This is a genomic window from Effusibacillus dendaii, from assembly GCF_015097055.1.
Taxonomy (GTDB): domain Bacteria; phylum Bacillota; class Bacilli; order Tumebacillales; family Effusibacillaceae; genus Effusibacillus; species Effusibacillus dendaii.
The window spans coordinates 3376960-3402607 of record NZ_AP023366.1 but is presented as its reverse complement, the minus strand read 5'-3'; the positions used below and the strand labels follow the sequence as shown (position 1 = coordinate 3402607).

General features: G+C 47.7%; 28 protein-coding genes. 10 read left to right on the top strand and 18 right to left on the bottom strand.

Annotation, left to right across the window (positions count from 1 at the left end; genetic code table 11):
• Positions 1 to 63: 63 nt before the first annotated feature.
• From rsfS to skT53_RS18010, 9 genes are all read right to left on the bottom strand, one after another.
• Positions 64 to 411, bottom strand: a complete 348-nt coding sequence (gene rsfS / locus skT53_RS18050; RefSeq protein ID WP_200759148.1) for a ribosome silencing factor — start codon at positions 409 to 411, stop codon at positions 64 to 66.
• 57 nt (positions 412 to 468) lie between these two features.
• Entirely contained in the window at positions 469 to 1044 is a 576-nt protein-coding gene (gene yqeK, locus skT53_RS18045) for a bis(5'-nucleosyl)-tetraphosphatase (symmetrical) YqeK (RefSeq protein WP_200759147.1), read from the bottom strand.
• Positions 1031 to 1636 (bottom strand): nicotinate-nucleotide adenylyltransferase, encoded by a 606-nt coding sequence (gene nadD / locus skT53_RS18040; protein ID WP_200759146.1) that lies wholly within the window; start codon positions 1634 to 1636, stop codon positions 1031 to 1033. The genes yqeK and nadD overlap by 14 nt, the downstream gene beginning before the upstream one ends.
• Positions 1637 to 1672: 36 nt before the next feature.
• Entirely contained in the window at positions 1673 to 1966 is a 294-nt protein-coding gene (gene yhbY / locus skT53_RS18035) for a ribosome assembly RNA-binding protein YhbY (RefSeq protein WP_200759145.1), read from the bottom strand.
• A gap of 21 nt (positions 1967 to 1987) precedes the next feature.
• On the bottom strand, positions 1988 to 2830 hold the full coding sequence (locus skT53_RS18030; RefSeq protein WP_200759144.1) for a shikimate dehydrogenase: 843 nt from the start codon (positions 2828 to 2830) through the stop codon (positions 1988 to 1990).
• A 131-nt stretch (positions 2831 to 2961) separates the two neighbouring features.
• Positions 2962 to 3183: a hypothetical protein gene (locus tag skT53_RS18025; protein ID WP_200759143.1), complete on the bottom strand. Its 222-nt coding sequence runs from the start codon at positions 3181 to 3183 to the stop codon at positions 2962 to 2964.
• Between the two features lie 91 nt (positions 3184 to 3274).
• The gene (yqeH, locus tag skT53_RS18020) at positions 3275 to 4387 is read right to left on the bottom strand and encodes a ribosome biogenesis GTPase YqeH (RefSeq protein ID WP_200759142.1); all 1113 of its coding nucleotides are present in this window, start codon (positions 4385 to 4387) and stop codon (positions 3275 to 3277) included.
• A 72-nt stretch (positions 4388 to 4459) separates the two neighbouring features.
• A complete protein-coding gene (locus skT53_RS18015) occupies positions 4460 to 4984 on the bottom strand; it encodes a YqeG family HAD IIIA-type phosphatase (RefSeq protein ID WP_404828909.1) in 525 nt (174 codons plus the stop codon).
• Positions 4985 to 5236: 252 nt separating this feature from the next.
• Complete coding sequence (locus skT53_RS18010; protein ID WP_200759140.1) at positions 5237 to 5926, bottom strand: response regulator transcription factor; 690 nt, start codon at positions 5924 to 5926, stop codon at positions 5237 to 5239.
• A gap of 147 nt (positions 5927 to 6073) precedes the next feature.
• On the opposite strand from skT53_RS18010, the gene skT53_RS18005 reads away from it, so the two are divergent.
• The 4 genes from skT53_RS18005 (at position 6074) to skT53_RS17990 (ending at position 10189) form a co-directional block, all read left to right on the top strand.
• On the top strand, positions 6074 to 6970 hold the full coding sequence (locus skT53_RS18005; protein WP_200759139.1) for a R2-like ligand-binding oxidase: 897 nt from the start codon (positions 6074 to 6076) through the stop codon (positions 6968 to 6970).
• Positions 6971 to 6990: 20 nt separating this feature from the next.
• Positions 6991 to 8511, top strand: coding sequence for an aldehyde dehydrogenase family protein (locus tag skT53_RS18000; RefSeq protein WP_200759138.1), 1521 nt, complete (start codon positions 6991 to 6993; stop codon positions 8509 to 8511).
• Positions 8512 to 8565: 54 nt separating this feature from the next.
• Positions 8566 to 8916, top strand: a complete 351-nt coding sequence (locus skT53_RS17995; RefSeq protein WP_200759137.1) for a DUF779 domain-containing protein — start codon at positions 8566 to 8568, stop codon at positions 8914 to 8916.
• Positions 8917 to 8986: 70 nt separating this feature from the next.
• The gene (locus skT53_RS17990; protein ID WP_200759136.1) at positions 8987 to 10189 is read left to right on the top strand and encodes an iron-containing alcohol dehydrogenase; all 1203 of its coding nucleotides are present in this window, start codon (positions 8987 to 8989) and stop codon (positions 10187 to 10189) included.
• Between the two features lie 148 nt (positions 10190 to 10337).
• On the opposite strand, the gene skT53_RS17985 is transcribed toward skT53_RS17990, so the two are convergent.
• From skT53_RS17985 to skT53_RS17970, 4 genes are all read right to left on the bottom strand, one after another.
• Positions 10338 to 11555: an MFS transporter gene (locus skT53_RS17985; protein ID WP_200759135.1), complete on the bottom strand. Its 1218-nt coding sequence runs from the start codon at positions 11553 to 11555 to the stop codon at positions 10338 to 10340.
• A gap of 164 nt (positions 11556 to 11719) precedes the next feature.
• Positions 11720 to 12634: a hydroxymethylglutaryl-CoA lyase gene (locus skT53_RS17980; RefSeq protein WP_200759134.1), complete on the bottom strand. Its 915-nt coding sequence runs from the start codon at positions 12632 to 12634 to the stop codon at positions 11720 to 11722.
• Complete coding sequence (locus skT53_RS17975) at positions 12635 to 13834, bottom strand: CaiB/BaiF CoA transferase family protein (RefSeq protein ID WP_226375279.1); 1200 nt, start codon at positions 13832 to 13834, stop codon at positions 12635 to 12637.
• A 20-nt stretch (positions 13835 to 13854) separates the two neighbouring features.
• Positions 13855 to 14592, bottom strand: a complete 738-nt coding sequence (locus tag skT53_RS17970) for a GntR family transcriptional regulator (RefSeq protein ID WP_200759133.1) — start codon at positions 14590 to 14592, stop codon at positions 13855 to 13857.
• Between the two features lie 210 nt (positions 14593 to 14802).
• Here skT53_RS17970 and skT53_RS17965 point away from each other — a divergent pair, with 210 nt between their 5' ends.
• A complete protein-coding gene (locus skT53_RS17965) occupies positions 14803 to 15969 on the top strand; it encodes an acyl-CoA dehydrogenase family protein (RefSeq protein WP_200759132.1) in 1167 nt (388 codons plus the stop codon).
• Positions 15970 to 16018: 49 nt separating this feature from the next.
• Here the strand turns inward: skT53_RS17965 and skT53_RS17960 are convergent, their stop codons facing one another.
• On the bottom strand, positions 16019 to 16759 hold the full coding sequence (locus skT53_RS17960; RefSeq protein ID WP_200759131.1) for an NAD-dependent deacylase: 741 nt from the start codon (positions 16757 to 16759) through the stop codon (positions 16019 to 16021).
• A gap of 197 nt (positions 16760 to 16956) precedes the next feature.
• On the opposite strand from skT53_RS17960, the gene skT53_RS17955 reads away from it, so the two are divergent.
• Complete coding sequence (locus skT53_RS17955) at positions 16957 to 17979, top strand: NADH:flavin oxidoreductase/NADH oxidase (protein WP_200759130.1); 1023 nt, start codon at positions 16957 to 16959, stop codon at positions 17977 to 17979.
• 54 nt (positions 17980 to 18033) lie between these two features.
• Here the strand turns inward: skT53_RS17955 and skT53_RS17950 are convergent, their stop codons facing one another.
• Together skT53_RS17950 and skT53_RS17945 are read right to left on the bottom strand one after the other, a co-directional pair.
• Positions 18034 to 19110, bottom strand: a complete 1077-nt coding sequence (locus tag skT53_RS17950; protein ID WP_226375278.1) for an LLM class flavin-dependent oxidoreductase — start codon at positions 19108 to 19110, stop codon at positions 18034 to 18036.
• Between the two features lie 248 nt (positions 19111 to 19358).
• The gene (locus skT53_RS17945; RefSeq protein WP_226375277.1) at positions 19359 to 20495 is read right to left on the bottom strand and encodes a histidine kinase N-terminal domain-containing protein; all 1137 of its coding nucleotides are present in this window, start codon (positions 20493 to 20495) and stop codon (positions 19359 to 19361) included.
• A gap of 324 nt (positions 20496 to 20819) precedes the next feature.
• On the opposite strand from skT53_RS17945, the gene skT53_RS17940 reads away from it, so the two are divergent.
• Together skT53_RS17940 and skT53_RS17935 are read left to right on the top strand one after the other, a co-directional pair.
• Positions 20820 to 21062, top strand: coding sequence for a DUF1450 domain-containing protein (locus skT53_RS17940; protein WP_200759129.1), 243 nt, complete (start codon positions 20820 to 20822; stop codon positions 21060 to 21062).
• A 90-nt stretch (positions 21063 to 21152) separates the two neighbouring features.
• A complete protein-coding gene (locus skT53_RS17935; protein WP_200759128.1) occupies positions 21153 to 21569 on the top strand; it encodes an exosporium protein C in 417 nt (138 codons plus the stop codon).
• 55 nt (positions 21570 to 21624) lie between these two features.
• Here the strand turns inward: skT53_RS17935 and skT53_RS17930 are convergent, their stop codons facing one another.
• Both skT53_RS17930 and skT53_RS17925 read right to left on the bottom strand, forming a co-directional pair.
• Complete coding sequence (locus skT53_RS17930) at positions 21625 to 22908, bottom strand: metal-dependent hydrolase family protein (RefSeq protein ID WP_200759127.1); 1284 nt, start codon at positions 22906 to 22908, stop codon at positions 21625 to 21627.
• A gap of 34 nt (positions 22909 to 22942) precedes the next feature.
• On the bottom strand, positions 22943 to 23722 hold the full coding sequence (locus skT53_RS17925; protein WP_200759126.1) for an alpha/beta fold hydrolase: 780 nt from the start codon (positions 23720 to 23722) through the stop codon (positions 22943 to 22945).
• A gap of 255 nt (positions 23723 to 23977) precedes the next feature.
• On the opposite strand from skT53_RS17925, the gene skT53_RS17920 reads away from it, so the two are divergent.
• The gene (locus skT53_RS17920; protein ID WP_200759125.1) at positions 23978 to 24694 is read left to right on the top strand and encodes a FadR/GntR family transcriptional regulator; all 717 of its coding nucleotides are present in this window, start codon (positions 23978 to 23980) and stop codon (positions 24692 to 24694) included.
• Between the two features lie 11 nt (positions 24695 to 24705).
• Positions 24706 to 25617, top strand: a complete 912-nt coding sequence (locus skT53_RS17915; protein ID WP_200759124.1) for a fumarylacetoacetate hydrolase family protein — start codon at positions 24706 to 24708, stop codon at positions 25615 to 25617.
• Positions 25618 to 25648: the final 31 nt, after the last annotated feature.

Below are 25648 nucleotides of genomic sequence, written 5' to 3'. Positions count from 1 at the left end.
GCAGAAGGCCGTTTAAAGCTGTTAAAAAAACCCGATTCCGCGAAGAACCGGGCCAATCATTTATTATACGATACTCAACTCGTGTGCGTCGCTCCAAATTCGGTCAAGATTGTAAAATTCCCTTTCTTCTTCCCGGAACACATGAACCACCACGTCTCCGCAATCGATTAAAACCCATTTTGCCTCGTCGTACCCTTCCATCCCTTTAACTGTAATCCCTTTCTGCCCCATCTTTTCCTTTACCGCTTTTGCGATAGCTTGCACCTGAGTAGTGGAATTTCCGCTGCATAAGACGAAGTAATCCGCTATTACCGACAATCCTCGTATGTCGAGCATAACAATGTCTTTCGCCTTCTTGTCTGCGACCGCCGCAGCAGCCAAACGAGCATATTCCACCGTTTTTTCACCCATGCACTTGCCTCCTAGGAAATTAAGAATGGTTTTACTGCATTTTATGCCAAAAGAGTCTCAACGTCCCCGGCTGTCCTTCTGTTTCCGCCACAGATCATTTCGTGCAACGACAGACAGCGGAAAGATGGGGAGCCGACGTTTTAACAGGAACTCAATCGTGTTGTCCATCGACAGAGCGACTGCCTTGTCAAGATCCTCTTCTGCCACCTTGCGAATGTCCTCCACAGCAGGATAGTCACGCCCCGGTTCAATTGCATCGGCCAGGTAAACCACTTTTTCAAGCAGTGTCATGTTCGCCCGACCGGATGTATGATAGCGGCAGGCGTTCCTCACTTCCGGATCGACAATTCCGAACTCCTGCGGCGCAATTTCAGCCGCAATGTGGCCGTGAAGCAATTCGGTCACTTCAAAATAGGAATCGTCTATACCTAATTCTTTCGCCACCTGAACCAGTTTTTCCTCTGACCATTCCTTACAATAATCATGGATCCAGGCGGCCAACCTCGCCTGTTCCGGATTGACGCCATATTTTCGGGCCAAACGGTCAGCCGTTTCGACAACCCCTTCTACATGCTGAAACCGCTTTTCTTTCAAGGCCGATTTGACTTTCTCGCGAATTTCACTCTCCGTCATACAACCGATTCTCCTCGATAAAATGAATCACCCGGTCAGGAATCAAAAAATCAACTGCCTGCCGATTGCGGATTCGTTCTCTTAACCATGTGGAAGATATCTCAAGACCGGGCATGTCAACAAAATAAACCCGCTCTTCACTGCCGGGAATCTCCTTTTGCAAAAGCGCTTGGCATTTATCAAGGTCAAAACCTGGTCTCGCCATCCCAACTAAGCGGGCCAACTGCAGGATCTTGTCCGGTTGCCGCCAGTTCGGGAAATCGTGCAGCATATCGGCCCCCATAATAAAGTATAACTCGTCAGCAGGATATTCAGACCTGTAATGAGTCAGCGTATCCACCGTATAAGACGGCCCCTGCTGTGTGAGTTCCCAATCAGACACGGAAAAAACGGGATCGTACCCGGCAGCCAACACTACCATCTGCAGCCGTTTTTCAGCAGGGGTGACGGAAACCCCCATTTTATGCGGGGGAAATCCGGTTGGAATGAAAATGACCCGGTTCAGACCCAGAGCTTCCAACGCCACGCGGGCCGCCACCATGTGTCCAATGTGGATGGGATCAAAGGTGCCCCCAAAAAGCCCAATTTTCACTCCTTATCACTCCCGTATGGCAGATCGAATCTGTTTTTAGCGCGGCAGTTCGATCTGCTTTTGTTCGGCCGATTCCCTGTATAAAACGACCGTTTTACCGATTAATTGGACCAGTTCGGCGTTCGTGCCGTCCGCCAGCTGTTCCGCCACTTCCTCTTTGTCGTATTCACAATTGTTGAGAACCGATATTTTGATCAGTTCGCGCGCTTCAAGCGCCAGCGACACCTGTTCCAGCATGTTATCCGACACACCGCCTTTCCCTACCTGCATGACCGGGTTAAGGTGGTGCGCCAACGAACGCAGATATCTTTTTTGTTTGCCTGTCAGCATGCAGATCTTCCTTTCAAAAAATTAGAGCGACGATTCGATGGTTTTCCGCATCAGTTCGACAGGCGCATCCTCACCTGTCCACAGCGTGAACGCCTCCGCCCCTTGATATATGAACATTCCCAATCCACCATGCGTCTTTGCACCCCGCTTGGCCGCTTCCCACAGTAAACGAGTTTGACGCGGATTATAAATCAGATCGGATACCACCAATTTTTCATGCAAAAGGTCTGGCGGAAGCGGGATCTCCTGTTCATTTGGGTGCATGCCAACCGATGTGGTATTGACCAGCAGGTCTGCTTCACTGACCAATTCCGGTAAATCCTGGTAGGAAACTGCTTCCGCCGGACAAAACGTCCCAAGACGTTCGGCAAGTTCACGCCCCTTTTCCGGCGTCCGGTTGACGATTTGAATCCGTTTGGCGCCCTGCAGTGCCATTGCCGCCGCTACTGCCCGCGCTGCACCACCTGCTCCCAGCACCAAAACGTTCGCATCAGGCAATGATAATCTTGTTTCTTCCAAAAGTGAACGGACATAGCCGCTCCCATCCGTATTATGTCCAATCAGTGTACCTTTTTCATTGACAACTGTGTTGACTGCACCAATCAGTTTCGCTGCTGGACTCAATTCATCCAGACAAGCCATGATATCCACTTTATGCGGAATTGTTACGTTAACGCCGCGCATCCCCAATATCCGAATGCTTTCCGCAGCCGTTTTCAGTTGTTCGGGAAAAACATCAAACGCGACATATGTATACGGGAGTCCTTTAGCGCGAAACGCTGCATTTTGCATGAGTGGCGACCGGGAATGATGTATCGGATGACCGAACAAACCGATTAAAGTTAAATGCCCATTCGAATTCATGGTTCTCCCCCCCAACTCCATCCTACTATACCAAATTTTTAAGAAATAAAAAATCACCCTGTTTGTTTACACGGTCTTGCAATGGCCGTGTAAACAAACAGAGTGTGAAATGTTCGAAACCATTTTGACGGCTATCTTCGGAAATCGATATGAAGTACGACTCCCTGCCGAAACGACACTTTAACATCGTGTAGATGATATCCGTCAAGCGATGGGTCTTCGCGACGAACCAACGAAACTTCCCTTTGCAAACGGTCGATCAACTCATCCATACGCAGAGGGTTACAGTGAAATGCGTTATCCATACATCGCTCAACTAACCGTTTGGACTCCTGTGTCTGAACGTTGCTCATCTCTTTCCCCCCATACCCCGTAAAAGATTGGTATATTACCGTATGCATAGATTCGAGCGGCTATGATTTAATTCGTCAAAAAATTACGTGTTCAGATTACGGAGGGTCGCAAAGAAACATCTACGCCGCGCGGTACATGGACATTAACCTGACAGCCGTCCCCGTGCACAGCAATCCAGCCGAGTCCGGAGATCACAATATCAGTGGATTGTCCTTTTTTCAACTGCAGTTTATGCACAATCCAATCACGCAAATGATTTCCACACTGATCGCAAGGTGGCGCCAACAAGCCGCCCACATGTTTTTCGTAGAGAGAATCAGCGTTTTCCAGCTTGGTTCGGTGTATCTCTAACTGATTGGCAACATAACAGACAAACGGCTGACGCTCTCCGCTGAGGAAATCAAATCGTGCCAACCCGCCAAAAAACAACGTCTGTTGACTGTTCAACTGAAAGACGCGGGGGTCAATCGTCCGATCCGGAACAATCAGTTTTAAGCATTTTGCACAAACCAGATCTGTCAGCCGGTGATTTGTTAGAATACCGGGCGTATCGATCAACGGATGTATATAGTTCGGAATCTCAACCCGTACAGCTGACAGAGTGGTCCCCGGGAAGCGTGAAGTGGTCAGTTCCACATCGCCCGTTTCCCCAAAGAGTCCGATCAATCGGTTAATCAGTGTTGATTTCCCGACATTTGCAGTACCGACCACATACACATCGCGCATGTTTGCATGCCGTTCAATGGCTGTTTTCACCCGCTCAATGCCAATTCCTTTAACTGCCGATACAAGCGCGGTACCCGCCAGTTGAATCTCCTTTTTTTCGACTTCCCTTTGCAGCCATCGGGAAGCCTTTTCAAGATTCGTTTGTTTTGGCAACAAATCGACTTTGTTAGCCACCAAAAACAAAGGGTTGTTACCTATGTATTTTCGCAGATTGTCAATCCAAGAACCGGAGAAATCAAACAGGTCCACCACTTTCAGGACAAACGCTTCTTTTTCTCCAATTTCGCTGACGATCCGGATAAAGTCATCATTCAAAACCGAAACGGACGACACCTCGCTGTAATGTTTGATTCGAAAACAGCGGCGGCAAATCGGCGTTTCCTTCGTCATGGCAGAAGCAGGCGCATAACCGGGCCTGTCCGGATGCTCAGTCTGCAACTGAATGCCGCATCCTCTGCACGTGATCACTGGGTCCATTCGATCCATCCTTCCATTCTCTCAGTCCCCCGCATTTAGTGAATTCTTCCGGCTAACGATTCTCCGATGCAGTCAATTCTTCCAGGGTACCATCCCCCGGCGATGCAGGTCTTTCAGCACAAAACGCTCCATCGCACGAAGCAGTTTCGTGCCGATAAATTCTTTTTCGGCCAGCGGAATTACAAGAATGGTGTATAATCCCATCCGATTGCCGCCTAACACATCCGTAAAAATCTGGTCTCCGATCACAACCGTTTCATGCGGCTGTGTGCCGATCAACCGCATAGCCTGCCGAAACGCTTTGCGGATTGGCTTTTTTGCACTAAATATCGACGGAAGACCCAACTGGCGCGCAAAACCTTCCACCCTCGGCTGTTTATTGTTTGAGACAATGCAGACTTTCATTCCCCTTCGCTTCAGTTCTGCCAACCAGTTGGCAAGCTCGGGCGAAACCTCCGGCGAATTCCAGGCAACCAACGTGTTGTCCAAATCGGTCAGAATCCCTTTTATTTTCTGTGCCTGCAACGCATCCAGGTCAATATCATAAATCGATTTTACATACAACGACGGAATCAATTGTCTAAACAAATTTGTCACCTCAACGCGTTGTTCCTGTTTTCTTATCCTACCATAGTATCGGATGGCAAGCACAACCAAAAAGAAAACCTGGAACGAAGCCCAGGCCTTTTTGCACGAGAGGATATCCTAAAGTTTGTACTCGTACCGTGTACACTCAGGACGATTTTATCAACAAATATAGGGGCTTACGCCCCCCAAAAATTATATACGTTCCGGCAGAGTAAAGGGCTGGAGTTTCCAGCGGCTGGAATTGGCTCCAACCGCTTCTGGCTACCTTATCATTCCATGCCGGATCGCCTCTGCAACAGCCTGCGCCCGGTGCTGTACACCCATTTTTCGCATCGCCGATTGAATGTACTCGCGTACCGTATACTCGCTGATGCCCATTTCAACCGCCATTCCTTTGATGCTGTCGCCATCGGACATGCGCTGCAGCACCTCGATCTCCCGTTTGCTGAGCGAACCTTTTCTGGCGATCCGAACGGGAGACCCGACCGTTTCCCCGATCAGTGTTCCGTAATTGTATAGAGATTGCAAAATCGGTTCGCTTGGCAGCTTTCCGTCACTGCGATCCATCAATGCGCAGCCGACCACTGTAGAATTATGGCTGATCGGAACGACTGCCAGGGAGGATAGACGAAATTCCTGCACATATCGATCAGGAAACAAGTTTTCCCGGTCTACATGCAGCGCAAACTGTGGCTGCAGGTTCTGTATGGCGCGATAGATGGGTGGAATTCTTCGCACGTCTTCCTGTATAAACGCGATGGAAAATACCCCTTCTTGGTTGATTCCGAGCAAGCCTTGACCAAAATGGCTCAAGGGAGAATAGGCATAAAGCGATGCCCGGTCAAACGGAAACAGTTCGACGAATCCGCGAAGCAATCTCTCTAATTTTTCTTCATGATTTTCGGCGGTCTTCGCCAGATCGATATATCGTTTCATTTGCACGCTGACCATCAGATGAATCGCCTCCCTGCTTTTTGGGGGATAACATCTTTTTCTAGGACGCGTATGATGAAGGTAAGCAATTATATTTTAGCAAAAAATAAAACCGAATAAAATTCTCTATTTTTTGAATTAACTGAATCTAAGGAGGGGTACACAATGAGAACAGAAGTTATCACGACAAGTCCTAGGGGTTTGCAAACCGATTCACTGCCTTACCGTCTCTATGAAAAAGCCAAACGATTTGGCGTATGGAACCCGAAAGACATCGATTTCAGCCAGGACAAAATTGATTGGCATCAGAAATTAAACGATCAGCAGCGTGAACAGACGCTTCGTTTGATTTCCCTGTTCCAAGCGGGTGAAGAAGCGGTAACACTGGATCTTTTGCCGCTGATTATGACAATTGCCAAACAAGGACGAATTGAAGAGGAAATGTTTCTGACGACATTCCTGTTTGAAGAAGCCAAACATACCGAATTTTTCCGTTTGGTCCTGAACGCCATCGGCGAGACGGGCGATTTGTCGCACCATCATACACCCACCTACCGTAAAATTTTCTACGAAATCCTTCCGGAGGCAATGGATCGGTTGGTGCACGACCAGTCACCGGAAGCAATTGCAGAGGCGTCAGTTGTCTACAATATGTTTGTCGAGGGAGTGTTGGCAGAAACCGGTTACTGGTCATTTTACGAAGGGCTGAACAAGGCAGGTTTGATGCCTGGTCTGATGAAAGGAATCGGTTATCTGAAGACGGATGAATCCCGCCATATCGGCTATGGAACATTTCTGCTGCAGCGTTTGATTTGCGAACATCCTCATCTGTTCGATCTTGTCCAAAAAAGAATGGAACAGTTGGCTCCTCTCTCGTTTGCCCTTAATCAGGAAGGGTATGAAGTAAACAATGGAGTCAGCGCGTTTGAAGTTCCGATTGAAGAAACCATGCAATTTTCACAAAAACAGATTATGGTCCGAATGGACGTCTTGGCACGGGCAAAAGGCCAGACAATGGAGGAAATTTACAAAACTACTGAAGCATCTGTAGGAGTTCTGTAATTAAAATTGGAGGTATGTCTATGTCAACAACGATGCAAGTGATGGAATTCCCTCTTTTTATTAACGGACAATGGCGCCCTGCGAGCAGCGGCGAAACGTTTGATGTCGTTAATCCCGCCACTGGTGCAGTAGTAGCCAAAGTTGCCAAAGCCACCAAACAGGATGCAGAGGAAGCGATCAGAGTCGCCCGGGAAACGTTCGATTCCGGTGTCTGGTCGCGCAAAAAACCGCAAGAACGGGCACAAGTCTTAGTGCAGTTCGCCCAAAAAATTGTGGAACATGCACAGGATCTGGTATTTCTTGAATCCGTCAGTTCTGGCGGTACGATTCGTCGGATAGGCAACTCCGACATCCTGCAAATAGCAGATTTATTGCAGCAGACGGCAAAATTCGCAATGGAGTATTCCTACGTTCAGTCGCTGCCCGTTGTTTCTTTCCCTGCCTCCAACAACAACCAAATCTGGCGGGAACCGATCGGTGTTGTGGCTGCCATTACCGCTTGGAATTTCCCCATGATTTTGGCTATGTGGAAGCTTGCTCCCGCCCTTGCCATGGGCAATACCATTATCGTGAAGCCAGCTTCCAACACACCTCTTTCCACATTAAAATTGGCCGAATTGGCGGTGCAAGCAGGACTTCCTGCCGGTGTCTTCAATGTAATAGCAGGCCCCGGTGCCAGTGTTGGCGAAACGCTTGTCACACATCCGCAAGTGGATAAAGTTGCGTTTACCGGTTCCACCGAAGTTGGCAGAAGAATCATGCAGCTTGCCTCCGGCACAGTGAAACGGGTAACACTGGAATTGGGCGGAAAATCGCCATCCATTGTGTTGCCGGATGCGGATCTGGAGCTTGCGGTTCCGGGTATACTGTTTGGCGTATTTCTTCATTCCGGTCAAATTTGCGAATCGGGTACGCGCGTATTAGTTCACGATTCGATTTATGACGAGGTCGTATCCCGTTTGGCAGAAGCAGCAAAATCAATTCGATTGGGCAATCCGCTAGACCCTGCAACCGGTATGGGACCTGTTGTTTCCAAACAGCAACTGGACACAGTACTTGGTTATATTGAAGCGGGCATCCAAGAGGGAGCACGGCTTGTATGCGGCGGCAACCGGGCTGTAGGGGCCGGACTTGACAACGGGTATTTTGTGGAACCGACAATTTTTGCCGATGTGACAAACGATATGAAGATCGCGAAAGAAGAGATTTTCGGACCGGTCTTGTCGGTCATCCGTTATTCCACCGTAGAAGAAGCGATCCAGATTGCAAATGACACGATTTACGGTCTGGCATCAGGCGTTTGGACAAGTGATGCGAATAAAGCACTGCAAATTGCCCGCGAATTAAAAGCCGGTACAGTTTGGATCAACGATTGGCACATGTTCCGCAGCGACGCACCGTTTGGCGGCTACAAACAAAGCGGTTTCGGGCGCGAGTTGGGCCGTCATGCGCTGGATGAATACACGCAAGTCAAACACGTTCACCTGTCAATGACTTCTGAAATTGAACAAAGGCCTTGGTTGAACATTCTGTTTAACTAAATCCGCTTGAAATAAATCACGTTCAACTGAATCCATTCAAAAAGAGGGATCGTTATGCTGCCCGATACCCATCCCCTGCCCCAATTCGTTTTTACGAAACCAGCACGGGAGTTGATTGACCGTATCTACCATGACTATCAAAGCCCGCTTGTCTTGATGATTGCAAACGGCTGTTGCGAAAGCACAGCCCCTTATCTGTATGCAAACTATTTGGTTAGTGAAGAAACCCGCGTCGTTTGGGAAGATCATCAAGTGGCGGTACATCTGTCAAATCACTTGGTCTTCCCGGACGGCTCCCGGTTCCGGCAAGTCATTGATGTGGAACCAAACGTACTTGGCGACAGTTTTTCAATTGAAACAGATTACGGCAGCCGGCTTGTACTGCGAAGGGAACAAATCTCCTGACAGACCCGGAACCGTGTATCACATACGCCGTGAATCACTAGGTAAATAATTTAGAAATGTAGGTGATCTCATGATTCATTCCTTTTTCTCATTCGCAATGCGAACAACCGTCCACAGTGGTGCAGGCTCCAGAAGTTTATTGCCCGAATTGGTCAAAGGATTAGGTGGCAGACGGGCTGTCCTGTTTACCGACAAAGGATTAACAAATGTCGGCATTACAGCCAAAATCACCGAACTGTTTGAAATCATGCCCGGCACTCAACTGGTGGGTGTGTTTGATGAGATTGAACAGGATGCGAAAACAGATATTATCAATCGGGGAGCTCAATTTTTTAAAGACCGCAACGGTGACACATTGATCGCACTTGGCGGTGGAAGTGTACTGGACACTGTGAAAGGAATCAAATGGATGCTGCATAAGCGGCTCATTGACATTCGCGAGGGGGTGCTCGGCAACACGATTGAGATGTGGCCGGAAGCCCAGTATATTATGATTCCGCATCTGGCTATCCCCACAACAGCCGGCACAGGCGCGGAAGTTTCACCGATTGCCGTCATGTATAACGAACTTCTTGGTGTCAAAACCAATCTGATCAATCCGTTCATCAATGCTGATATTGCAATTCTTGACCCGGAACTGACCGTGGGATTGCCGCCGTCGATTTCGGCATTCACCGGATTTGACGCACTGACCCACGCAGTAGAAGCCTATTTTTCGCCAAAAAACAATCCGATGGCCGATTCCTTCGCGATTCAATCCATCCGGATGATTGTCGAGAATTTGCCCATTGCTGTCCAGGATGGGAAAAATCTGGCTGCTCGCGCCAACATGCTGATGGCCAGCACAATGGCAATCACCTGTTTCAGTCTCACGATGAACGCGATACCTATCCATAATATGGCGCACGCATTCGGAGCCAAATTTGGCATCCCGCATGGACTTGCTAATGCTGTTTTACTGCCAAACGTTATGGAGTCTCTGCCACCCTTCTATCTGCCCCGTATTCACGGATTTGCAAAAGAACTCGGGGTGGAACAGATTCCGCAAGATCCGCTGGAATGTTTGGCTGCCGTTACGAGCTTTATTCGCAAACTACGGGAACAAGTCGGTTTGCCGAGTACATTTGCGAAGTTCAATATTTCCTCTGACCACCTGCAAAACATCGTGCCGCTCGTGCAATCGGATCCGGCCGGTGTCGTATTCCGAATTCCACCGGAAGTAATCAGCAAGGTGACCACTGAAGTTACCGGTCTGACGACCGTTGCGATGTAACGCTTTACCGGACGCCTGTATTCGGTTTTCCCCATATGACGTGTTCCGCCGCAAAACATGCGGCGGAACTTTTGTCAATTTTCCAATCGTCAAGTAATCGGCGCGCAGTCGTTTGGCTGTACTCTTCTCCCGTCCATTCAGACCGCTATTATTTATGCAATCGTGTCGCTGCCCAAAATGCCAATAACATAGCGGCAATCGCTCCCTCTACCACGCCGGTCCATCCCCCCAGCTTCCATAGAAAGCCCAACAACGTGCTGCCGAGGCTGCCGCCCGCATAATAAAAAATCAAATAAAGACCCGACGCGCTTGCCCTTGCCTCTGTCGCATGCTGGTTGACCCAGGCACTGGCCGACGCGTGAGCCCCGAAAAATCCGAAACAGAATACGAGCAATCCTGCAATAATTCCGAGAAGAGAAGGAATAAGCAGCATACACAATCCGATTACCGCCAATATCAATCCCATAAAAATCGTCTTTTTTCCGCCAATTCGGTCCAAAACCCGTCCAGTCAGGGTAGAGCTTACCGTACCGGCAAAATAGGTCAGAAAAAGCGATCCAATCAGACTGCTGGACAGCCGATAAGGAGCGCCGCTTAATAAAAAAGTCAAATAATTATAAATGCCGACAAAACAAAACATCAATAGAAAACCAATCAGAAACGAATATCGCAGGGATTCGCTGCGCAAATGGCGAAACATGCTCAGGACGGCGTCTTTTAGATTGAATGGCTTTGCACTAAAAAAACGGGACGCGGGCAGCAAAAAATAAAACACTGCCAGTCCCAGAAGAGTAATAATGCCAAACAAGAAAAAAGAGGCTCGCCAGGAGAAAAAATCGACCATGATTCCGCTGACAATCCGGCCCCCCATGCCGCCAAGCGTATTGCCGCTGATATAAAGACCGACCGCAAGCCCCAGTGCTCCCGGCGAATATTCTTCTGCCAAATATGCCATAGCAACAGCCGGTAATCCGGCGAGACAGAAACCTTCCACCATGCGCAGTCCCAACAGCGTATAGAAATTGTCAACAAAAGGGGTCAACAAGGTGGGGATGACACTCAGGGCCATCGACCAAAACATGACCGGTTTACGACCCACAGCATCCGACAGCGGTCCATAAAACAGCAGCCCCAGACCTAACGAAAAAATCGTCAGTGATACGGACAAACTCGACACTGCCGGTGAAACGCCAAATTCCTTAGTAAAAATCGGCAACAGCGGTTGTGTCAAATAGATCGTGGCAAATGTCAAAAAAGAAGCAATCGATAAGGCGATCGTCGCCTGCCAAAAAGGCCGGGTTCCCGGCAAAATACGCATGACAGGCGACGATTGTATTTGCTCAACTTCGATATCCATCGTTTTCATTCTATCGCTCTCCCAATAAAAAAGGCTTCTACCGAAGCATATTCAACGATGAAGCGGCGCCTATTAAAGGAACCCTTTTTCGACAGCCGAAAGTATAAAAATGGTGATGGAATATCACATTTCTATACTTTCTAAGCTGTTCAAAAACCGCCTTTTCCTGAGCGTTATCTTACACACACTCCATTGTCGCGGACCTTGTACAGGTGCCCCATCAACTGGCGCTTGGTGAGCGGGAGCAGGATGTCAACTGCTTCATACAGTTTACCGATTTGCAAACCGGTCGAAATCCCCATTGATTCCAGCATATACACTAAGTCTTCCGTTGAACCGTTACCGGCAGCTCCCTTCGCAAACGGACAACCGCCCAAACCGCCGATTGCGGTATCAAATGACGTAACCCCCGCCTGCATGGCAGCCAGCGTGTTGGCGAGAGCCATTCCCCGTGTATCGTGAAAATGGGCCGTAAAGCTCGCTTGCGGGAATTCCGCTTTCGCTTTTGTAAACACTTCAAACACCTGTTTCGGATTGGCGATGCCGATCGTATCAGCCAGGTCAATTTCATCCGCCCCCATCGCCAGGAACTGTTCCACCATCGTCAGAACTTTTGAAAGAGGCACCTCATTTTCATATGGGCATCCGAACGTAGTCGCCACATACGCACGAACGAACATTCCATCTTGTTTCGCCTGTTCCACAAGCGGGCGAAGCCGTTGCATAGATTCTTCCGTCGTCATATTGATGTTTTTCTGGTTAAACGTACTGCTTGCGCCAACCACCAGCGCAATCGCGTTGACGCCGCATTCCTTTGCCCGCTCATATCCCTTTTCGTTCGGAATCAATGCGATTTGCTGAACATCGTCCGGCAGTTGGATTCCTGCCAGTACCTCCGCCGCATCCGCCATTTGCGGCACCCACTTGGGAGAAACGAACGACGTAACTTCAATCCGTTTCACGCCTGATTCGGCCAATTTTTGGATCAACCTGATTTTATCCGGCGTTGAAATAAGATCCTGCTCATTTTGCAACCCGTCGCGAGGCCCTACTTCCACAATTTCAATCGATTTTGGCCATTGGTTCATTTAAATAACCCCCTTGTTTTTCAAGTTCTGCAGCTCAGTATCCGAATAATGAAGCATCTTTTGCAAGACTTCCTCTGTATGCTGTCCCAGTTCAGGCCCTACCCAATCGATATCGCCCGGCGTTTCACTCAATTTCGGAACAATGCCTGGCACTTTCAACTTGCCTATCCCGTTTACTTCTACTTCCCGAATCATCCCGCGCGCTTGAAAATGCGGATCGGCCGCAATATCGGCAATCGAATAGATCGATCCGGCAGGAACCCTCGCTTCATCCAGCACTTTCAACGCTTCATCGATTGTTTTTGTTTTCGTCCATCCTTCAATAATGGAATCCAAAAAATCGGCATGTTCGGAACGTCCCGCATTGTTCTGAAAACGGGGATCTTCCGCATATTCAGGATACCCGATGGCAGCCATCAGACGCTTGAAAATACCGTCTCCGTTCGCTCCGATCACCACATACTTGCCATCTTTACAAACATATGTATTCGATGGCGTGATACCAGGCAAAGTGCTGCCCGTCCGTTCCCGAATAATTCCCGCACGATCATATTCAGGCAACAAACTTTCCATGAAACTGAAGACCGCTTCGTAAAGTGCCACATCCACATACTGCCCTTGGCCAGTCCCCTTCACATCACGATGGTAAACAGCCATTAACGCCCCCATTACCGCATACATGGAAGCGATTGAATCCCCGATGCTGATGCCCACACGCGTCGGAGGCCGGTCCGGGTAACCGGTCAAATACCGCAATCCGCCCATCGCTTCCGCAATCGAGCCAAATCCCGGCTTATCCCGATAGGGTCCATCCTGTCCATATCCGGATATACGAACCATAATCAGGCGAGGATTGATCTGTTTCAGCTGTTCATAGCCAATCCCCCATTTCTCCAATGTGCCAGGCCGAAAATTTTCCACGATAATATCTACTTCCTGAGCCAAGCGACGGACAATTTCCTGCCCTTCCGGTTGCTTCAGATCGACAGCAATCGATTTCTTGTTTCGAGACTGTACATACCACCACAAGCTGGTGCCGTTTTCAACAATCCGCCATGTTCGAATCGGGTCGCCTTCACCCGGACCTTCAATCTTGATAACCTCCGCCCCAAATTCGGCAAACAGTCGGGTGGCAAACGGCCCTGCGATCAACTGTCCCATTTCCAGGACTTTCAACCCTTTTAATGGTTTCTCTTTCAATTCGGACCCTCCTTCTGATTTTACAACCTGCGTTTACTTTTTTGTTCTACCGTTTTTGCTTTTTGTTCAGCCATATCTGATGGAGAAGACCTTTGCCCAGCTGGCTGATCGTGCAAGAACACGGTTTTGAAATGGGCAAGATCTTTCAAAATGTGAGACTCCATTTCTTCCGCTGCCAGCTTTTCATTACGATCCACCAACGCTTGCAAAACAGCCTCATGCTCCGGCAAAAAATCTCCGCCGCGTTGATATTTGGTAAACAACGTGCTGCGAAACAAAAAAACAAGCGACCGAATATGACTCATCATCTTTTGCAAACGAAGATTTCCGCTCGCCGTCAGAATTGTCTCGTGAAAATAGGTGTTCAGTCGGATAATATCATCCGGGCGATTGGCAGCCAGCGCCTTTTTCACATCTTCCAGAGACCGCTTTAAATCGTCAAGCTGCTGATCTGTCAAATTCTGCGCCGCCCAATAAGCAGCGACTGATTCCAAACCTGCTCTGACCTGGTAAAGTTCCACTATATCTTGCAAGGAAGGCTCGTACACGTACATAATACCGTCGCGATTCTCTAAAAGCCCATCCTGTTCCAGTTTGCGGAACGCTTCCCGCACCGGGCTTCGACTCACCTGCAGTTTTTCCGCAACCCGACTGTCAACCAATCGTTCACCAGAGCGAATTTCACCAGAAAAAATGGCGGTTCGCAAATTTTCATAAATTTGTTCATATAAAGGGTTTTCTCTCATAATCGCTTTCATCGAATCACCCCTTTCAGTATACAGTCGACAGTCTACTGCAATTTTACTCCTCTGCACAAAATCCGTCAATCCGAAAGCTCCTAAAAACTCGCCAAAAAGTCAGTCAATAAAAAAGATTGAAAATTTATGCGTTGAATACCTATTCATGTATGTTAAACTATCAGTATTAGCAGGCTTTTACGCTTACTTTGGATTAGGGGGAATTAAGCAATGCATTTTCGACTAACTGACGAGCAACGAATGGTCCAGCAGACAATCCGCAAATTTGTTGAAAAAGAACTAATGCCCTTGGAAACAGAAGTGCTGCGCAATGAACGGGAAGGGCGTCCTGGAATTTCTCGGGAGAAAATCAATGAATTACAGGAAAAAGCAAGAAAAATAGGTTTCTGGGGAATCAATACACCGGAAGAATACGGCGGCGCTAACTTGGGCCAGATGATGCAAGCGATTGTTTCGATGGAAGTTTCACGCACATTTGTACCATTCCGGTTTGGCGGATTTGCCGATAACATTCTTTATTACTGCAATGAAGAGCAAAAGAAACGTTACCTGATTCCGACCATTAACGGGGAACGAATTTCCTGTTTTGCTTTGACCGAACCCGGAGCTGGTTCCGATACCCGACGAATCAGCATGAAGGCTGAAAAAGACGGGGATCATTGGGTGCTGAATGGTGAAAAAATCTTTATCACAAACGGGAACGAAGCTGACTTCGCTATGGTATTCGCCGTAACCGACAAAGAAAAACAAGGCCACGGCGGCGTTACCTGTTTCTTGGTTGACCGTGATATGGGCTGGCGATCCGAGTATATTCATACCATGGGGGAATGGGGACCGGCATCGCTGATTTTTGAAAATGTGCGGGTGCCGGAAGAAAACATTCTCGGTGAACTGCACAAAGGATACAGCCTCGGATTGGAATGGATCGGATTTAACCGTTGGCTCGTCGGCGCAAGAGCCATCGGGGCTGCTGAACGACTGCTGCAAATGGCGATCGATTATGCGAATCAACGGGTTACGTTCGGCCAACCGATTGCCGAAAGGCAAGCCATTCAGTGGATGATTGCCGATTCGGCGGTTGAAATTGAAGCTGCCAAGTGGCTTGTGTTTAACGCGGCTTGGATGTTGGACCAGGGCCTGGACAACCGCCATCAGGCATCGATGGCAAAACTGTACGGAGCAAATATGGGAAATAATGTAGTAGACCGTGTATTGCAAATTCACGGCGGTATGGGCTATACGAAAGAACTGCCGATCGAGCGCTGGTACCGTGAAGCGCGCCTGTGGAGAATTTACGACGGAACAGATGAGATTCAGCGGCTGATTATCTCCCGGAATCTACTTAAAGGTCACGTCAAAGTCGGTGAAGGTCTCTAAACCGACAAATAAATTGCCCCTCAACGTAACGAGGGGCTTTTCCAATTTTTCACCCATACAATTCCTGATCAACTTTCGATAATACTTCACCGATCGATTCATGCAGGACCAGGTCGGCATACCGATCAAACGGTGTTGGATCACGATTCACGATCACCAGGGTGACTCCCTGTTCTCTCGCTTTCATCGGGTATTCATTAGCCGGATACACCTGCAGCGAAGACCCCAAAACAAGAAACAGGTCTGCCTGATTCGTCAACTTATCTGCAAGTTGAATCACATCGTATGACAGCATTTCCCCAAACAACACCACATTCGGTCGCACAAACCCACCGCAGCCTGCCTGTTCGCAATCTGGCAGTTGCCCCTTTTCCGGGTCAAATGACAAATAATATTCGGCCGGATATTGACGACCGCACTCTGCACAGCATAACGTTCCCAGATTGCCGTGCAATTTGGCAATCTGCCGACTGCCAGCCAGTTCATGATAGTTCTCCACGTTCTGTGTTATAATACCCTTGACAAGACCCTCCTTCTCCCATTTTGCAAGAACGTGATGTCCTACGTTCGGTTGGTGGCTTCTCATTTCTCGAATTCGCCACTGATAAAAACGTACAAATTCTCTTCGATTCCGATTCATTGCCTCTACACTGGCCAACTCCATCGGATTTCGATTATTCCAAAGTCCCCGGTCAGCAGAACGAAAATCCTGCAATCCGCTTTCTGTGGACATACCGGCCCCGGTAAACACCACCACCGAACTGGCTTTCCGCAGAATGTGACTTAACATGCCCCCACTCCTTCCCCCTCTTGTTAACTATCATTAGTGTAACACTTCGCCGAAAGGTCGGAAAAGTTTGGCAGTGTGATTAAAAGCGTAATCCATCTTACAAAAAGAGGTTTCTGTTGGAAAATGACGCCTGCAAATGATACAACTATATTGTATCTGTATATGTTCATTTAAGCGTGAAGCGAGGAGACGTGCATATGACCACTTTATTTACTCCCTTTCAACTAAAAAGTTTGGAATTGAAAAATCGGATTGTGATGCCGCCAATGTGCCAATATTCAGTAGAGGCAAAAGACGGAGCTCCAAACGATTGGCATTTTGTCCATTATACAAGCAGAGCGATCGGTGGAGCGAGTCTCATCATCATGGAAATGACCGATGTAGAACCGGACGGCCGAATTACTGATTTTGATTTGGGAATCTGGTCTGACGATCATATACCTGCGTTCGCACGAATCATCGAATCCTGCCATCAATATGGTGCAAAGATGGGAATTCAAATCGGTCATGCGGGGCGCAAAGCTACTGACGCAGCGGTGCCTGTTGCTCCATCCGCGGTTCCGTTTGATGAAAACTCCAAAACACCCCGGGAATTAACGACTGACGAGGTGAAAGGGACAGTTGAGAAGTTTCGGAAAGCTGTTAAACGCGCTTTGCAAGCAGGAGTTGACACGATTGAACTGCATGGTGCGCACGGCTATTTGGTTCAACAGTTTCTTTCCCCATTAACCAACAAACGAAACGATGAATACGGGAAAGACCTGCTCAAATTCGGGGAAGAAGTGATTCAAGCGGCAAAAAGCGAAATGCCTGCCAATATGCCGCTGATTATGCGAATATCTGCCATAGAATACGTAGAAGGCGGTTACGGATTGGATTACAGCATCGAATTCTGCAAGCGGTTTAAAGCGGCAGGCGTTGACATGTTCCATATTACGTCAGGCGGTGAGGGCCCTATCGGTTCCGGCGGCCGACCAGGGGCCAACCCTGGCTATCAAGTTCCTTTTGCCCGTGCTATCAAACAAGCACTGGGCGTTCCGGTGATTGCTGTCGGCAAATTGGAAGATCCCGCATTGGCAGAATCGACAATCGGCAATCAGGATGCGGACTTAATTGCCGTCGGACGCGGCATGTTGCGTGATCCGTACTGGGCGCATCACGCCGCTCAAACGTTGAACTGCAAGCCGGAAGTAACCAAACAGTATGCAAGGGCTTTTTAACTGTCTGGCACAGAAGCACGAAAGACCCGCAGAGCGGGTCTTTCGCATATACGTTCAAGTTCGCAGGCGCGGCACCACTTCTTCTTTTAAAAGCCGCAGAGATTTCTGCCAAGCTTCCGGATTTTCGCAGTAATCGTAACCGGTCACCAACAGAGTGCCAAATCCTCCCGTTTTGTCATACAACGTTTGCAGCTTTTTGGCCACCGTTTCAGGCGAACCGACAAGCCAACTGGTTTCCGCCATATATTCGGCTGTTACCTCTTCATCGGGGACGTTAGGGTCATGTTTGAACACCGATATCGCGCCCAGATTGGCAAACAGCGGCAGCCAATATTCACGATGCTGGCGTCCCATATCCGCTCCCACCGAGTAACGGATTGCTTCTTCGTCCGTTTCTGCCACAAACACATCGCGCGTGATTCTCCATTCTGTCCGCTCCGGTGTCAAGCCGCTTCTCGCAGCCCCTTCCAGAACGGCGATCCAATGGCTCGCAATATAATCGTCATTTCCGCCAAGACTCATTGGAATAAATCCTCTCTCACCTGCCATCTTAAGTGTTTCCGATCCTGGGCTAAGTCCTGCGATGCCGATTGGCGGATACGGTTTTTGATAAGGGAAAATATGATGTTTTAAAAGATCAAACATTGGTTCAATCATGTTAAATTTCCAATAGTTGCCCCGATATTCAAAAGGCGCCTGTTCTGTCCATACTTTCAACATAATATCGAGCGCTTCAGCGGTCATCCGGCGGTTTTCCCCGTTCATGCCGTCTACATCATACAGTTGCCAATCGCTTGGCAATCCGCCTGATCCAATTCCAAGCATCAAACGCCCCTGCGCCAAGTGATCCAAGTAAGCAACACGGTGAGCCAATTCAACCGGATTGTGATAAGGCAGCAAATGTGCACCAGGTGCCAGCTTGATCTGTTTCGTTTGTTTAATCGCCTGCGCGATCAGCAGATCGGGCGCCGGTATCGGCTCCCACGGTGAGGTAAAATGCTCCCCGATCCATGCTTCCTTATATCCGAGTTCATCTGCCCATCGGATCACTTGCAAATCCCACTCGGTACCCTCATACAAACTTCTTTCCGGCGGATGGGACGGCATTAAAAACAAGCCGAGTTCAAGCACATGTATTCCTCCTTTAGTCACGATCTGACTATTCAGAATTATCATAACAATATTGTATGAGCGTACCCCATCCTCTATGTCTGCATAAAAAAGGCTTCTACCGAAGCATATTCAAGAAAAAACAGCGTCTAATAGAGGAAGCCTTTTTCGACAGCCGAAAGTATAAAAATGGTGATGGAATATCACATTTTTATACTTTCTAAGCTGTTAAAAAAACCCGCCATATGGGCAACAGCGGGTTAGACGATCTATACCACTTGTACAGGGGACTCTGCCTCGATAGTCGAATCATGATTGTCAAAAACAATCGAGAAAGTCGTAATGTCTTCGCTTGAGTCACAATGAATCCAACCACCGTGCTTCTCAATAATTTGTTTGCAAACATACAAACCGATTCCTGTCCCTAGTTCCTTCGTGGTTACAAAAGGTTCAAATATCGCTTGCTTTAAACGAGCGGGGATAGCGGGTCCGTTATTGGAGATGCACATTTGCAGCTGTCCGTTGGACACCTTGCAGCAGACTGATAACTTTCTGTTTCCTCGCCGATTTTCTAACGCGTCAATCGAATTTAAAATAATATTAATGATGACCTGCCGAATTTCATCCCGGTATCCATATAACCAGAGAGCCGGATCGATGTCAGCATGAACATGAACCTGACCATTGACAATGCTTGGGTAGATAAAATCAAGAATCTCTTGGATTAAGTCTTGAATCGAAAACTTTTCTTTTGACTTGGTTACCACTTCTTTTTTTGAAACCAGCAAAAACTGTGTGATTCGATAGTTAAGCTGCTCCAACTCGTTTGCGATAATGTCTATGTATTCAAGTTCCGGGTATTTTTCCTTCAACAGTTTGGTAAATCCCATCACAGCCGTTAACGGATTCCGAAATTCATGTACAAAACTGGCAGACATTTGCCCAAGTATCGTCAATCGGTCTTTATGGGTCTGGTTGATAAACAGATTTTTTTCTTCCAGCTCTTTGTTTTTCAATTCCGTATATTTGCGTATAGCAAAAAACAAGAACAGATCAAAGCACTTATTAATTTTGACAATGATCGGCTGCAAATCTTCGATACTCGCTTCGATTTCGGACAGGTGCCTTAACAGTTCACTTCGTCCCAAATTGACGTTATAGACGAACTCTCCGATATTTACATTTGCCTGCAGTAGTTCCAAAGCAACCTGATCAGCCAGTTTCTCAATTTGCTGCTCCGACATTTCACCGCGTATGTAAGAAAGGACCAGATAAACCATGGAACGTCCATTTTCATAGACTTTGTCCTTATACATATCACTTTCTGAGATGACAACAATTTCGTTCCATTTACTTAAAAAAACTTCAAGATTGTTCTCCAAGAAAACACAAAATTGTTCCTTCACCCTGGACACCCAGCCCACCCCATTGTATTTTACAACAAATTCATTTTGGGAGATAGTACGTAATCAGATAAAATCTAGTGCGTAATCGCTGATAAATGTTCGTAAATTCCAGTCTTATCTAGCTTATTATGAGACTGTTCGTAAACATTTTCAAGGGAAGGGATTTGCTGAATACTAAACATTCGTGGCGATCATACAATAATTACTAACACGAAAGAAAACTTGGCTTCGCCAAGCCTCTCGCGTAAGGCGAAGCCTTAGTTATACTTATGTCGATAGGATAAAATATATCAATTTCCTATCGACTACAAAAGGATCGATCGTATGGAAAATCAGGTGTTTTATTGCTTCCGGAACGCAGTCGGAAAATCGGCCGATCAGATCACCGAAAAGCTGGCCCAACAGCAAGCAGGAGTCGACCTGATCTGCACCGCGTGCATGAAGCTATGTATGCTTTGTGATCAAAGGCTGATCACCATTCTGAATCGTCAGGTCATAATCGCTAAAACGACGGAAGAATTGATTGCTGGCATTCAGCACAATCTTGAAAACAGCAGCGGCATTTGAATCATAATCGTTACATTCTGGATTCATGTCCAAACCTTTCTAACACATCCTTCATATCTTGAATTACTGACAATGGAAGGGTGTGAAAAAATGGTACGTATTGTTGATTTCAGGGCCACCGAGCCACGCCGCAGATTCAATTTAGGCAGAGCAACTGTGATTCCCCAGTCACAAAGAAGATTGCGATTGGCAACATTGCGCGTCACACTGCCGCAACGAGCTACTGTAAAATTACTCGGTACCGTTGGTGTGCGCGGCGTTACAGGTATCGCTCAGGTTTTGTTTAGAATCTTCCGCGATGGAAGAGAAATTTTCAATACCCAGCAAGGGATCGAATCTGCCGGGTCAGAGCAGAATTATACTGTCACCTTCCAAGCAATCGATTTTAATGTTACAGGGAACCACACTTACACCTTAACAGCTGAAAATAGAACAGTTGGTACAACTGCAACGATTGTAGGACCCGTTTCATTCAGCGCGTTGTCAGTCCGACGCAAAAATCGTTAGTGAAACTGAAAAACCAAGCACTCACTCCTGATCGAATGAGTGCTTGGTTTTTTATTTAAGCGACGGAGTTTTCAATCGCGTAGGTAACTTCCAGATCATTCGTGATATACTGACCATCTTTCAAAATCACTTTCAACTTGCTTTGATCCTGGAATACGCAGATGTTTTCAAGCGGATTCCCGTCAACGACCAGAATGTCGGCAAGTTTTCCCACCTCAATGGTTCCGATTTTATCTTCCATCTCCATAATTTGACCGCCGTATTTGGTAGCGCTTACAATCGCGTCCATCGGAGTCATGCCCACCAGTTTGACAAAATGCTCCAGGTCACGCGCGTATTGTCCGTGCGGACACCATTTGAATCCGTAATCGCCGCCGGGCAAGACCCGAACTCCCGCTTTATATAAGCGATTCATGTTGAAAAGAGCATATTCCAAACCTTCTTTATACCCTGTGGCGTCGATCGCTTCCTGCCCAAAGTATTCGGCCCCATGTTCGAGTGTGGAAACAAGCCAGTTCAAACCGGGAACGATGAAATGTTTGTCCTTGTTCTCCACAACCATTTCAAATACTTCGTCATTAATAAAATCGGCATGTGAGATAATATCGACGCCGGCTTCCACACAGATTTTGACCGAGTCGGAAGAACGTGCGTGCGTATATACTCTCTTACCGCGCGCGTGTGCTTCTTCAACCGCTGCTCTGACTTCCTTGTACGTATACAGCGTCATTTCATTGCGAGCATGCGCGGTCAGACTTTCACCGCTCACGTTCAACTTCACAAGGTCGGCCCCTTCCTTAAACAAGCTTCTTACAGTCCGGCGGACTGCGTCTTCGCCGTCGGCGAAAATGCTCAATCCATTGACTTGCACATGGTTCGGATGCAGATCGGTGAAACTGCCCGTTGCGGTAACCTCCGCACCATTTGCCAACATTCGAGGACCGACAATTTGGCCACGGTTTATCGCGTCGCGAATCGCAATATCAACTCGTCCCCTTGCGGCAGCGCTCACACAAGAGGTATAGCCGCACTTTATCATCGTTTTTGCATTCAAAATCGCTGCTACCATGGTTTCTTCAATCGGCTTAAAGTCAATATCCTGAATATAAAGCGCATCTTGCCAGGTCAAATGCGTATGGGCTTCCGTCAGGCCCGGCATAATGGTCTTCCCGCGCAGTTCGATAATGTCAATGCTGCCTGGCTGATACTGCTCGGGGATTTCCAGATTTTGTCCGATGGCTGTGATTTTGTTGCCCTCCACCAGAACATCTACCAATTCTTGCGGGTCCCGACCTGTACCGTCAATCAGAAAACCTTTCCGAAACAGTTTTGCTTGCATGGATTGTCCCCTCCCGGACCGTATTGGAATTCTATTAGACTTTTAAAAACGACAATAGAACACGGTTTACATCCGAAGGTTTCTCTACAGTGGCCCAATGGCCGCAGTCTGCCAAAACCTCCACTTTTGCATTTGGAAAATGATCGTAAAGCTGCTTTGCCATGGAGATCGGACTCACGTTGTCTTCATCGCCGACGATCAGCAAAACGGGGACTTTCACTTCCTCATACGCAATGACCATACCATTTGCCAGCGCTTTACAGGAAGCGCCGTACGCTTCCGCGTCATTTCTCTGCAGCAATTCTCTGACCAGTCCGGCCACCGCGCTGTTCGCGTGCTTGGAATAGGCGGAAAGCCCTCCTTCAATGACAAGATCGGCTACAGCATCCATCCCATTTTCCTTGACCAGATTGGCCCGGTCATGCAGGCCTTTTTTGCCCGCTTCCGGTATCTCCGTAATGCCTCCGACCAACGTCAGGCTCGCAACCATTTCCGGATAGGCAACTGCAAAATGTTGGATGATCAGGGTTCCCATCGAATGGCCGACAAAATGAGCACGTTCGATTGCCTCCGTCTCAAGCAAGGATTTCAAGTCTTCCACCCATAGATTGATGGAGTATTCCGGCACGGAAATATCCGACCGTCCAGACCCCCGCAGATCATAGGTTAAAGTCTTGAAATAGCGAGAGCAGATTTTTACCTGGCTATGCCAAATATTAAGACTGCCGCCCAAGCCATGAACGAATACAACCGATTCTGGTCCATTTCCTTTTACCTCGTAATTCAGCGTTGTTCCATTAATTTGTTTGAACATCTTATACCTCCCTTTCGGCTAGCTAGAAAGAATATATGTACGGCCAAAATCGGATATACCAATCACGCTGATTTGTCATACCGATTTTTTGTTTTGAGAATGAATTGGCACACATCGACATACTGTGGTTATAAGCCACTGCTTTCCTGCACCCAGTTCACTCAGTTTTCTATTGGTTTGACCGGCTTCCGATTTGTGGTTTATACAGGTCTCGCTGAAAAGGGAGGTAAGACCAATGAATGGGGGGGGAGAATCATGGATCGCACTCACCTGTTTTTTACTCCAGTCGGGCAATCAAAAGCTTTCTTAGAGATTGCCCAGCAAATCAGGGAACATATCGAAAACGGAACGTTGAAAATCGGCTCCCGACTGCCGTCCGAACGAGAACTGGCGGAAATGTTCCGAACCAGCCGGCCTACTGTTAGAGAAGCACTGCGGGCACTTGAAATTCTGGATATTATTGAGAGCAAAGTCGGACAGGGCACGTTTGTGAAAACGGCCAATTTTTCCGGTGTGAACGGAGTGTTGTTGGAAATCTCCAATCAAACGAGTCCGTCCGATGTATTCGACGCCCGATTCGCCATCGAACCTTACCAAACATACCTTGCGGCCCTGCATGCCACGCAGGAAAACCTGATGAGTTTGAAACATTGCCTGGATCAAACGGAAGAAGCAATCAAATCAAAGAACATCAAACGTTTTGAAGAACTGGACGGCGCGTTTCACCACGAAATTGCACTGGCCGCCAAGAATTCCCTGTTGTTGCGCGTGACTGACATTATTAACAGCGTTCGTTCGGAAAAATTTTGGGGCACTTTGAAAGAACGCAGCCTTTCCGAAGAAAGGATGCGGCTATATGCGCAGGAACACTTGCGAATTTACGAAGCGATTAAAGAGCGCGATGTTCGAAAGGCGAAACACAGCTCCTTAAACCATCTGAAAAATGTCCGAAGCAATATGCTGGGCTACTAGGAGGAATTTATATGTATCTATCGACATTTTTATTTCAAGGCAAACAGACATACGGTTTTCTCACCGACTGCCAAAACTTTGTGGTCGATGTTCTGGCGGCTGAAACATACACCTTTTCGGAAACCCGGCTGCCCGCTGCCCTTCTGAACGCAATCGGTTGCCGCGAAGCAGTTGACCGTTTATACGAACTGCATGACAAATTTCACGAAAAAGGAAACCACCCTTTCGTTATTCCGGTTTCTGAAATTGTTCTGCAAGCTCCCATTCCAAATCCGAAACGAAACATTTTCTGTTTAGGCATTAATTACCGCGAGCATGCCTATGAATTCAGACAAACTAAAGACGAGGCAAAAGCCGTTCCCAAGTACCCTATTGTTTTCAGCAAAGCAACAACAACCGTTATCGGGCCGGGGCAGCAAATCAACAGCCATCCGGAAATTACGAAAGAACTGGATTATGAAGCGGAGTTGGCCATCATTATTGGAAAAGAGGGAACCAACATTGGAAAGGAGGAGGCGTATGAGTATATCTTCGGATATACCATGATAAACGATGTGACAGCCCGCGATTTGCAGCGGAGAGATGCCCAATGGCTTTTGAGCAAAAGTCTTGACACGTTTTGTCCGATGGGTCCCTGTCTGGTAACATCCGATGAAATATCGACGCCGGTAAAACTGAACATTCAAAGCCGAGTGAACGGTGAGATCCGCCAAAACTCGAACACCGAATACCTGATTTTTGATATTCCGACCATCATCCAAACCGTTTCCACAGGCATTACGTTAAAACCGGGAGATATTATCGCAACCGGCACTCCGTCAGGCGTAGGAATGGGCTTCCAGCCGCCCCGTTTCCTAAAGTCCGGCGATGTTGTAGAAGTCGAAATTGAAAAGCTTGGAGTCTTAAAAAACATCGTTTTGTAGTCTCTTTATAACAATTCTCAACCGGAGCAGA

Excerpts from the sequence above, each read along its gene's own strand:
- rsfS (WP_200759148.1), bottom strand. The coding sequence starts at position 411 with ATGGGTGAAAAAACGGTGGAATATGCTCGTTTGGCTGCTGCGGCGGTC.
- yqeK (WP_200759147.1), bottom strand. The coding sequence starts at position 1,044 with ATGACGGAGAGTGAAATTCGCGAGAAAGTCAAATCGGCCTTGAAAGAA.
- yhbY (WP_200759145.1), bottom strand. The coding sequence starts at position 1,966 with ATGCTGACAGGCAAACAAAAAAGATATCTGCGTTCGTTGGCGCACCAC.
- skT53_RS18030 (WP_200759144.1), bottom strand. The coding sequence starts at position 2,830 with ATGAATTCGAATGGGCATTTAACTTTAATCGGTTTGTTCGGTCATCCG.
- skT53_RS18025 (WP_200759143.1), bottom strand. The coding sequence starts at position 3,183 with ATGAGCAACGTTCAGACACAGGAGTCCAAACGGTTAGTTGAGCGATGT.
- yqeH (WP_200759142.1), bottom strand. The coding sequence starts at position 4,387 with ATGGACCCAGTGATCACGTGCAGAGGATGCGGCATTCAGTTGCAGACT.
- skT53_RS18010 (WP_200759140.1), bottom strand. The coding sequence starts at position 5,926 with ATGGTCAGCGTGCAAATGAAACGATATATCGATCTGGCGAAGACCGCC.
- skT53_RS18005 (WP_200759139.1), top strand. The coding sequence starts at position 6,074 with ATGAGAACAGAAGTTATCACGACAAGTCCTAGGGGTTTGCAAACCGAT.
- skT53_RS18000 (WP_200759138.1), top strand. The coding sequence starts at position 6,991 with ATGTCAACAACGATGCAAGTGATGGAATTCCCTCTTTTTATTAACGGA.
- skT53_RS17995 (WP_200759137.1), top strand. The coding sequence starts at position 8,566 with ATGCTGCCCGATACCCATCCCCTGCCCCAATTCGTTTTTACGAAACCA.
- skT53_RS17990 (WP_200759136.1), top strand. The coding sequence starts at position 8,987 with ATGATTCATTCCTTTTTCTCATTCGCAATGCGAACAACCGTCCACAGT.
- skT53_RS17985 (WP_200759135.1), bottom strand. The coding sequence starts at position 11,555 with ATGAAAACGATGGATATCGAAGTTGAGCAAATACAATCGTCGCCTGTC.
- skT53_RS17980 (WP_200759134.1), bottom strand. The coding sequence starts at position 12,634 with ATGAACCAATGGCCAAAATCGATTGAAATTGTGGAAGTAGGGCCTCGC.
- skT53_RS17970 (WP_200759133.1), bottom strand. The coding sequence starts at position 14,592 with ATGAAAGCGATTATGAGAGAAAACCCTTTATATGAACAAATTTATGAA.
- skT53_RS17965 (WP_200759132.1), top strand. The coding sequence starts at position 14,803 with ATGCATTTTCGACTAACTGACGAGCAACGAATGGTCCAGCAGACAATC.
- skT53_RS17960 (WP_200759131.1), bottom strand. The coding sequence starts at position 16,759 with ATGTTAAGTCACATTCTGCGGAAAGCCAGTTCGGTGGTGGTGTTTACC.
- skT53_RS17955 (WP_200759130.1), top strand. The coding sequence starts at position 16,957 with ATGACCACTTTATTTACTCCCTTTCAACTAAAAAGTTTGGAATTGAAA.
- skT53_RS17940 (WP_200759129.1), top strand. The coding sequence starts at position 20,820 with ATGGAAAATCAGGTGTTTTATTGCTTCCGGAACGCAGTCGGAAAATCG.
- skT53_RS17935 (WP_200759128.1), top strand. The coding sequence starts at position 21,153 with ATGGTACGTATTGTTGATTTCAGGGCCACCGAGCCACGCCGCAGATTC.
- skT53_RS17930 (WP_200759127.1), bottom strand. The coding sequence starts at position 22,908 with ATGCAAGCAAAACTGTTTCGGAAAGGTTTTCTGATTGACGGTACAGGT.
- skT53_RS17925 (WP_200759126.1), bottom strand. The coding sequence starts at position 23,722 with ATGTTCAAACAAATTAATGGAACAACGCTGAATTACGAGGTAAAAGGA.
- skT53_RS17920 (WP_200759125.1), top strand. The coding sequence starts at position 23,978 with ATGGATCGCACTCACCTGTTTTTTACTCCAGTCGGGCAATCAAAAGCT.
- skT53_RS17915 (WP_200759124.1), top strand. The coding sequence starts at position 24,706 with ATGTATCTATCGACATTTTTATTTCAAGGCAAACAGACATACGGTTTT.